Source organism: Amycolatopsis sp. lyj-346 (assembly GCF_046548975.1).
GTDB lineage: Bacteria > Actinomycetota > Actinomycetes > Mycobacteriales > Pseudonocardiaceae > Amycolatopsis.
In genome coordinates this window covers 1-7,344 of sequence record NZ_JAJPWT010000002.1, presented here as the reverse complement: position 1 = coordinate 7,344, position 7,344 = coordinate 1, and the positions used below count along the sequence as shown (strand labels likewise).

General features: G+C 66.9%; 9 protein-coding genes and 1 pseudogene. 4 read left to right on the top strand and 6 right to left on the bottom strand.

Annotation, left to right across the window (positions count from 1 at the left end; translation table 11 throughout):
- Nucleotides 1-12 precede the first annotated feature (12 nt).
- From ACLJQE_RS07455 to ACLJQE_RS07445, 3 genes are all read right to left on the bottom strand, one after another.
- Nucleotides 13-288 (bottom strand): hypothetical protein, encoded by a 276-nt coding sequence (locus ACLJQE_RS07455; protein ID WP_410638356.1) that lies wholly within the window; start codon nucleotides 286-288, stop codon nucleotides 13-15.
- Nucleotides 289-392: 104 nt separating this feature from the next.
- A complete protein-coding gene (locus tag ACLJQE_RS07450; RefSeq protein WP_410638355.1) occupies nucleotides 393-1,106 on the bottom strand; it encodes a LuxR C-terminal-related transcriptional regulator in 714 nt (237 codons plus the stop codon).
- A 9-nt stretch (nucleotides 1,107-1,115) separates the two neighbouring features.
- Nucleotides 1,116-1,313 (bottom strand): MbtH family NRPS accessory protein, encoded by a 198-nt coding sequence (locus ACLJQE_RS07445; RefSeq protein WP_410638354.1) that lies wholly within the window; start codon nucleotides 1,311-1,313, stop codon nucleotides 1,116-1,118.
- 247 nt (nucleotides 1,314-1,560) lie between these two features.
- Between ACLJQE_RS07445 and ACLJQE_RS07440 the strand changes: the two genes are divergently transcribed.
- The 3 genes from ACLJQE_RS07440 to ACLJQE_RS07430 all read left to right on the top strand — a co-directional run bounded on the left by ACLJQE_RS07440 (nucleotide 1,561) and on the right by ACLJQE_RS07430 (nucleotide 4,208).
- Entirely contained in the window at nucleotides 1,561-2,412 is an 852-nt protein-coding gene (locus ACLJQE_RS07440) for a UbiA family prenyltransferase (protein WP_410638353.1), read from the top strand.
- A gap of 129 nt (nucleotides 2,413-2,541) precedes the next feature.
- Nucleotides 2,542-3,549, top strand: coding sequence for a sensor histidine kinase (locus tag ACLJQE_RS07435; protein WP_410638352.1), 1,008 nt, complete (start codon nucleotides 2,542-2,544; stop codon nucleotides 3,547-3,549).
- 23 nt (nucleotides 3,550-3,572) lie between these two features.
- Nucleotides 3,573-4,208, top strand: coding sequence for a response regulator transcription factor (locus tag ACLJQE_RS07430; protein WP_410638351.1), 636 nt, complete (start codon nucleotides 3,573-3,575; stop codon nucleotides 4,206-4,208).
- A 1,007-nt stretch (nucleotides 4,209-5,215) separates the two neighbouring features.
- On the opposite strand, the gene ACLJQE_RS07425 is transcribed toward ACLJQE_RS07430, so the two are convergent.
- A complete protein-coding gene (locus ACLJQE_RS07425) occupies nucleotides 5,216-5,506 on the bottom strand; it encodes a DUF5994 family protein (RefSeq protein WP_410639152.1) in 291 nt (96 codons plus the stop codon).
- On the bottom strand, nucleotides 5,392-5,691 hold the full coding sequence (locus tag ACLJQE_RS07420; protein ID WP_410639151.1) for a DUF5994 family protein: 300 nt from the start codon (nucleotides 5,689-5,691) through the stop codon (nucleotides 5,392-5,394). The genes ACLJQE_RS07425 and ACLJQE_RS07420 overlap by 115 nt, the downstream gene beginning before the upstream one ends.
- 296 nt (nucleotides 5,692-5,987) lie before the next feature.
- Here ACLJQE_RS07420 and ACLJQE_RS07415 point away from each other — a divergent pair, with 296 nt between their 5' ends.
- Nucleotides 5,988-6,542, top strand: coding sequence for an STAS domain-containing protein (locus ACLJQE_RS07415; protein ID WP_410638350.1), 555 nt, complete (start codon nucleotides 5,988-5,990; stop codon nucleotides 6,540-6,542).
- 626 nt (nucleotides 6,543-7,168) lie between these two features.
- On the opposite strand, the pseudogene ACLJQE_RS07410 reads toward ACLJQE_RS07415, so the two are convergent.
- Nucleotides 7,169-7,344, bottom strand: a pseudogene (locus ACLJQE_RS07410) (MerR family DNA-binding transcriptional regulator); the annotation flags it as partial.

Sequence of the window (7,344 nt, the reverse complement as noted above, 5' to 3'; positions counted from 1 at the left end):
CGGCGGTCCTCCTCAGCGGCGTGCTGTCGAGTCGTCCGGTCGGCGCGGTGGGCCCTGCTCGACGAGTGCGAACGAGGCGGCTGTCACTGCCGCTCGCGCGGCGGAAAGCGCTTCGTCGAGCAACCCGGCCCGGCCGGCCGAGGTGAAGGCCAGTGCAGCCCGAGACGCGCTCTCCACGAGGCAGAGCAGTGTTTCGTGCCGCGCGTCGGCGCGGTCTCCCTTGCGTAGCGCGGTCGCCAGGTCGGTGAGCTGTGCAGCGACTGCGCCGATATCGGGGTCGATGTGCATGGATTCTCCCGGCGAAGCGTGTTCACCCCGACGATATGCGCGATGCGCGCCGGGCCGCTTCACCCGTTCGACCAGCCGTTCCTCGACCATGGGACAGGCCCGGCCTATCCGGCCGAACCGCGGGACACGAGACCGTTCCGGTACGCGAACGCCACCGCCTGGAGCCGGTCACGCAGATCCAGTTTGCGCAGCGTTTGCGACATGTGGTACTTGACGGTCGGCTCGCCGATGTTCAGTTCGTCGCTGATCTCCTGGTTGCTCATCCCGGTGGCGAGCAATTCCAGGACCTCCAGTTCGCGTGGCGTCAGGTTCTCGAGCGCGATATTGCCGACCGGCGTCGGGGCGTGGCCGAAGGTGTAGTCGAGGACGTCGCTGACCACTTCCGGAGCGAGATACCGGTTCCCGTCGTGGATGGCCTTGATCGCCCAGATCAGCTCGTCGACGTCGCAGGTCTTGAGCAGGATGCCCGAAGCTCCCAGGCGCAGTGCGGTCAGTATGTCGTAGTCGACATGGTCGACGATCAAGGCTATCGCCGTTTTTCCGCCGGCCGGAACCCGGGCGTCGACGCAGGTGATCCGTTCGGTGAACGAGATCACGTTCAGCCCGGTAAGCCCGATGTCGCAGAGAACAACGTTGGGTTTGAGGGCGCGCGCGGCCCGCACGGCCTGCCCGCCGGACGCGGTTTCGCCCACCACCCGCAGCCCCGGATATTCCGAGAGGGTGGTCTTCAGGCCGATCCGGCTGAGCGGCTGTGAATCGCAGAGTAGGATTTCGATCGAGCCGTCGTCCTGAACCGGCGGGCAGTCGGCAACAGTCATCGCTTCCCCTTATGTGTCCGTCACGCCCGGACCGCTGCGGTACCGAGCGGCTTTCGCGCCCCAAAGTTCGGCGATCTGGCGCAACGCGGTCTCGCCGGTGCTCGAGAACCCGGTCGACGTCCAGCCGGGAGGCACCGCGATGTCGTGTGGCCAGATGCAGTAGCAACCGCTGTCGTTGACGATGACCCGGTAGTAATGCGATGACACTGCTATCACCAGCTAAGCCTTTGTGCTCCCACGATCACGACGGTAATGGACGGGCGAGAGCCGTTTCAAGGTCGCTGACCCCCTCGGGGAACGCGGTCGCAGCGAAGGTCGTAGCCGGTATGTGACCAAAGTCGTAGTCGATAGTCGCCGATCCGTGCCGTTGACGACGTCAAGGCTATTCATAGCACAATAAAATATGGCAAATCATACTCTTATCAATCCGCTGAATATTTCTCGAACTGTCCGGATGGCGTGGCTGGAGGCGCGACCGGTGGTACAGTTCGTCTTCCAATTGAGATTCGCCAGCGGTTTCGTTCTCGCCGGTGTTGCGCGCGGAGAATTCACCCTGGGGTTGTCGGCGTTTGCGGGCGCAGCGGGATGGCTCGCCGCGACGTGGGCAATTTACTTGATGAACGGCATCGCCGACGTGGTCGAGGATCGCGTCAACGGTTCGACGCGACCGATCGCTCGGGGCAGCCTCCCGGTGACCTCGGCGACAGCGGCCTGCTTCCTGCTGGCCGTGGGCGCGCTCGGGTGCTGTGCGCTGGTGTCGTTCCGCATGGTGGTGCTGGTGCTGCTCATGCTCGCCGTCGGCTGGGCGTACTCCCTGGGGCCGTGCCCGTTGAAGATGACCGTGCCCGGCTTCTTGGTCTCGGTCACGGCACTCGGACTGCTGACCTACTCGGCGGGTGGCTGCGCGGCCGGCGGCGATTGGGATACCCCGTTGCTCCCGTTCGGGCTGGTCATGTCGTTGTGGATGGGTCTGGTCGGCTGGACCAAGGACCTTTCCGATCTCAAGGGTGACCGGGCGGCCGGGCGGCGGACCCTGCCGGTGCTGCTCGGCGAGCGTCGAGCCCGGACGGTGATGGCGATCGCGGTGACCGTGGTGGGCTGGGGGTTCTTCGCCGCGGCCGCGGTTGCGGGCGGGCATCTGCAGCCCGCCGCCGCCGTGGTCTGCTGCGGGTCGGTGGTCGTCGCGGTGCTCCTGCTCGCGCCCGTCCGCCGGCCCGGCCGTTCTGTCCGGCGGCGTCCGTATCGCGCCTTCATGACTACGCAGTACGCAGCTCACGTAACGCTGCTGTTGTCGAACATGCCATGACGCGGCAGATTCTTTCCCGGGTATTGAAATGAGGGCACTCGCATGGTGTAATTCGTTATCTGGGTTAATCCTGCTGATGGGGGCGATGTGGTGGGCCTTGAGTTCACGTCGGCAGTCCGGCAAAGAGCGATGGAAAGACTGTCCGAGCGTCTGCGGGTTTTGCGCAGTCCATTGGTCGCGACCGAACGCGCATCCGCGCAGCTTCGCTATCAGCTCGGGTCCGTGCTCGACGATGCGGAACACCCGGGTGATCCCACCATCGCGACAGATTTGCGCACGGCGCACCTCGCGGACGAGATCGGCGCCACTCGGGCGATGCTGGGTGTGCATCCGGTCGAATCGGTACGCGTGGCGATCGAGATGTTCGCGGTGTTGTTGCCCTTGGTGGTCCGGGAAGTGCGGGCGAGCGGTGGCGATGACGACGCGCTGTGCGAGGCAGCCGGCACGCTGGAGGCGTCGATCATGCGCCGGGTTGGCCTCGGCGCCGTGTCGTATGCCAGTTACTTGCTGAAAAAGGTGAACAACTCGCACCGCGACGAACGGAACCGGATCGCCCGGGAGCTCCACGATCGCGTCGCGCACTCGATCGGCGTTGCCATGCAGGAATTGGAGCTGCACGAAATCTACGTGAAGCGGGATTCGGATCGAGCGAGGCAGAAGATTTCTGCGGCCCGTGCACTGATGGAGGAAGCACTCGCCGCCGTGCGCGAGACCGCTCAGGAGCTGCACGATTCGGCCAGCGACCACGGTGGTCTGCGAAAAGCGCTCTCGGACTATGCCGCGGCGCACGTCCCGGCCGGCATCGAAATGATTACCGCCCTCAGTGGCGATTTGGCCACGATGCCGCTCGCGGTGTCCGAGGAACTGTACATCATCCTGCGTGAGGCGATCCGGAACGCCGTGCAGCACGCGGGCCCGCGCACCATCCGCGTGACCGTCGAAGTGCGGGAAAGCAAGGCGTTGGCCAAGGTCGAGGACGACGGTTGCGGATTCGACGTCACCATGACCGGCTCCGGTATCGGCTTGCGGTCGATGAGCGAACGCGTCGAACTGCTCGACGGGCACTTCATGATCACGAGTGCCGAAGGCTCCGGGACCACGGTGTCGATCACGATCCCGGTTCCGGGCGCGTCGTGACCGGGCCGGACCGGCGGGTCACCGTGGTCGTCGCCGACGACCACACCCTGTTCCGTCAAGGCATCCAGGAACTGCTGATGACGGATCCACGCTTGCGTGTCCTCGGTGAGGCGTCCACCGGTGACCAGGCCATCGCCCTGGTTCAGGACACTCGGCCGGACGTCCTCCTGCTCGATGTCCAGATGCCGGGCCCCGGCGCCAAATCCGTGATCACGCAGCTGAAACAGCACTGCCCTTCGACAGCGGTCGTCATCCTGACGATGCATGATTCCCCGGCGGTCGTGGGCGACCTGCTGGACAGCGGTGCCGCCGCGTACCTGGTGAAGAGCATCGGGTGCGAGGAACTGGTGGCTACGGTGCACTCGGTGAGCCGCAGCCGGCACAACGTGGTCCTTTCGGTCCCGCGAGCGACCATGAGGTCCCTCGAACATGCCCGGAACCAGCAGGACCTGCTGTCGAAACGCGAGGTGCAGGTACTTTCGCTGGTCGCCATGGCCATGAGCAACGCCCAAGTCGCGACCCGGTTGTACATCAGCGAGGGCACGGTGAAGCGCCACCTCACCAACATCTACGCGAAGCTGAACGCCACGTCCCGGGTCGACGCGATCAAGAAGGCGGTCGCGGCCGGCATCCTTCCTGACATCACCGCCAACCCCTGACGCGGCGACACGCGGCCGTGAATGGACCCGCGAAGCCGGGCGAGCCGCCGATGCGGTACCCGCTCCACCGAGGATGGCGGCCGCCAGAACCCCGACGAGTTCGACGGCGGACAAGAAGCGCGTTTTCGGTCTGCCGAATCTTCTCACCGGACGTCTCCTGCTCCGTTGATCAGTTGCACGCCAGTCGTTCACCTCCCTCACTGCCGGCCCGGGGATACGGTTTACCGAGATTCTCTCGGTTCACCCGATCGGCGTAGCACTGTCGCAGCCCGGGGCGTCGGCGAACGGGTGGCTCCCGGTGCACTGTCACGTTCGAGGCGCGTGCGGCGATGGTCATGGTCGCGATGTTCGACGTGATGCCGAAGGTCATCCGGTCGCAGTAGGTGAGCACGGCCACGCCGACGCGTAGCTGCAGCGCGATCGGGACGTAGGGGGACAACTCGGCAGCGACAGCGGCCGCCGCGGCCCGGGATGTTGGTGGCCACGTGACGATGTTGCGCTGGGGGGTCTTCGCGGCCGCGCGCACGGCCCAGGCGATCGGGGCGTTGAACCTCTTCGGGCAGAACGCGGGAGAACTGTCGGCCGACAACGTCGACCGGTAGCGGCGGGAGCATCAGCGAGATCTGGTTGTCGACGACATCGTGGTCCCCGGCCGCCCGGACGGAGACCGGCACGAGCGCGCGGACGCTGTCGGCCACCGGAAGCCACCGCCGGTCCGGGCTGAGCAGCTGCTTCCCGAGAGAACCGAGCCGGGAGAATGGGCTGCTCGCCAGCTCGGCGAGCGCGGTGCGCAGGAGCTGCGCGGTGCCCGGTTCCGCGGTGGGTGATCCGTCGTCGCCCGGGGCGGGCAGCCCGACCCGGAAGAAGTGTGAAGTTCTCGTCTTCGACCTACATCGGCGCGCTGAGGTCGAACGGCACCCGCCGGATCTTCTGCCGGTACCGGGGCACCATGGGAAGCCGGGCTGAGCTGTTCTATATTGTCCTCAATGGACTGTCCGGGTTGACGGCTATGCGACGACTGACGTCGCGAGGGCCGGACGAGGGCCGGAAAGCAGGGTCTCCACGCTGTCCTCGTTGCCCCGGTGCGCCGCGGTCATCAGCATGCGCTGGGCGAGATCCGGGTCGGTGCCGGGCGGGATGACGAGCAAAGTCACCTGGTGCCGGCCCCAGGCACCGATGACGGTCACGGTGCCGCTGTGCTGGGAACGGAAGCCCTCGAGGCGGACGTCGCCGCCGTCGAACGCCAAGCGACGTCCGGTGGACGGCCACGCCGCGAGGTTGAACGTGACCCGTTCGATTCCCCCCCCAGCCGGACGGCCAGCACGGCCAGGATCGGCGGCAGTTCGGCGGTCAGGTCCCGGGATGTGGGCCACCAGGCGCCGTCGACGTAGCCTGTCGTCGGTGCTTTCGGCTTCAGCCGCAGCCGTGGTGAGTGCGATGCGTGTTCGTCGGCCGCCAGGGCGAACCGTGCGGCGACAGTCATGTGCGGGACCGACTTCATGTCGGTGCTCCCGTCCCCGGCCATGCGAACCGGGCCGGTCTGGGTCCGAGGACGACGTAGGCTTGAGCACCCGCGTGCGAAATGCTCCCGGACACTCCCGAAGATACACGCATCCCCCTGGATCGCGTGCCGGGAAACGAAGTTGGGCTGAACGATCAGGCTCACCGGTACCGGAAGGCGGTATGCTCCGGAGGACAGCGCCGAAGTGCCCAGTCCCCGCTCTTGCGACGACCGCCAGCCGAAGACCGGAAGTCCGCGCCGGGCCCGCGCAGTGTCCGATGTGGTACGAGCCGGCCGGCGATGCCGGGAGTGAACTCATGAAACTCAGCGCGCTGACCATACGCCGTAGCCATGACGTTGCACCGGAACCATCGGTGCTGGTCATGTTCGGCCCGCACGGGACACCGTCGTCCACGCCGGGCCTGAAGCTGTCGGAGGAGCTGATCGGCCGCACGGCAGTCCTGGCTCTGGCCGGCGAGTTCGATCTGGACACCGCGCCCGAGGTCGACCGGGCCATCGATGTGGTCCTGCGCCGGTGCCCGCGGCGGCTCGTGGTGGACCTTTCGCAGGTCTGTTTCCTGAATTCGGCGGGGCTCGAGGTGCTGCTCGCCTGCCACCGGCGTGCCGCCCCGCGCACCGAGCTGCGCATCGTGGCGACGACGCGGTCGACGTGGCGGCCGTTGCTGATCGCCCGGCTGCACGAAACCCTGGTCATCCACACCTCGCGCGCGGCCGCCGTCGCCGCCCCCGTGCCCAGGCGTGTGCTCCTGCACCCCGCCGGCCGAGCCCAGGAGCAGCAGGGCGTGGTCGTTGGTCGCGGAGACCGCGGTTGAGGATGCCCGCACTCGTTGCCGAGTACGTTGCCGCAGGTGAACGCGACTCGGGGTGAAGGTGAGGTTGTCGGTCGGGCCGACCTCGGCAATCCGGAACAACCCCTGCCCCAGCAGCGACACATTGGTGACGGTCGCGGGGCCGATCATCTCGATCGGGGTGATGATCTCCGGGAGCGCGTTCGCGGCGCCGCCGTGGGTGTGACCGGACGCCCGGGTGGAGGTGATGCGTGGTCTGGGGAATGCTTTGCTGGGTAGAGGCGACCGGAGGACCAGGCGATGAGCGTGGCGCGGGATCAGCTCGATGAGCAGGTTGTGGCCCGGCGGGTGGATGAGGTCACGAGTGCGTTGGAGCGGCGCCGAGCGGTTCGTCGCGGACGTCTCCAGAGCCCCTGAATAAGTCCAGACGGCCAGTTCCGGAGACGGCGGTTGCCCCCTGAAAGGCGCTCGCGCCTCGCGTAAACCCGTGACTGGGTAGCCGCACACCGAAGTTGGACAAGCCGTGCTAGCGATAAAGGCACAGAGCAAGGATTGGGCAGAGCCCGCGCTGGTGATCAAGCGCGCTGTGCAGCGTCCTGGCTCTGGCTGCGGTCGGCACGCGGCGCGGGGCCGCGTGCCGAGTGGGGGTGTCAGTCGCCGGTGGTTAGTTGGGTGTTGTGACGGCGGGCTTCGTGGAGCTGGTCTTCGAGGGTGATGATGCGGCAGGCGGCGTCGACGGGGGTGCCCTGGTCGACCAGTTCCCGTGCGCGGGCGGCGAGGCGCAGTTGGTGGCGGGAGTAGCGGCGGTGCCCGCCGGTGGAGCGTT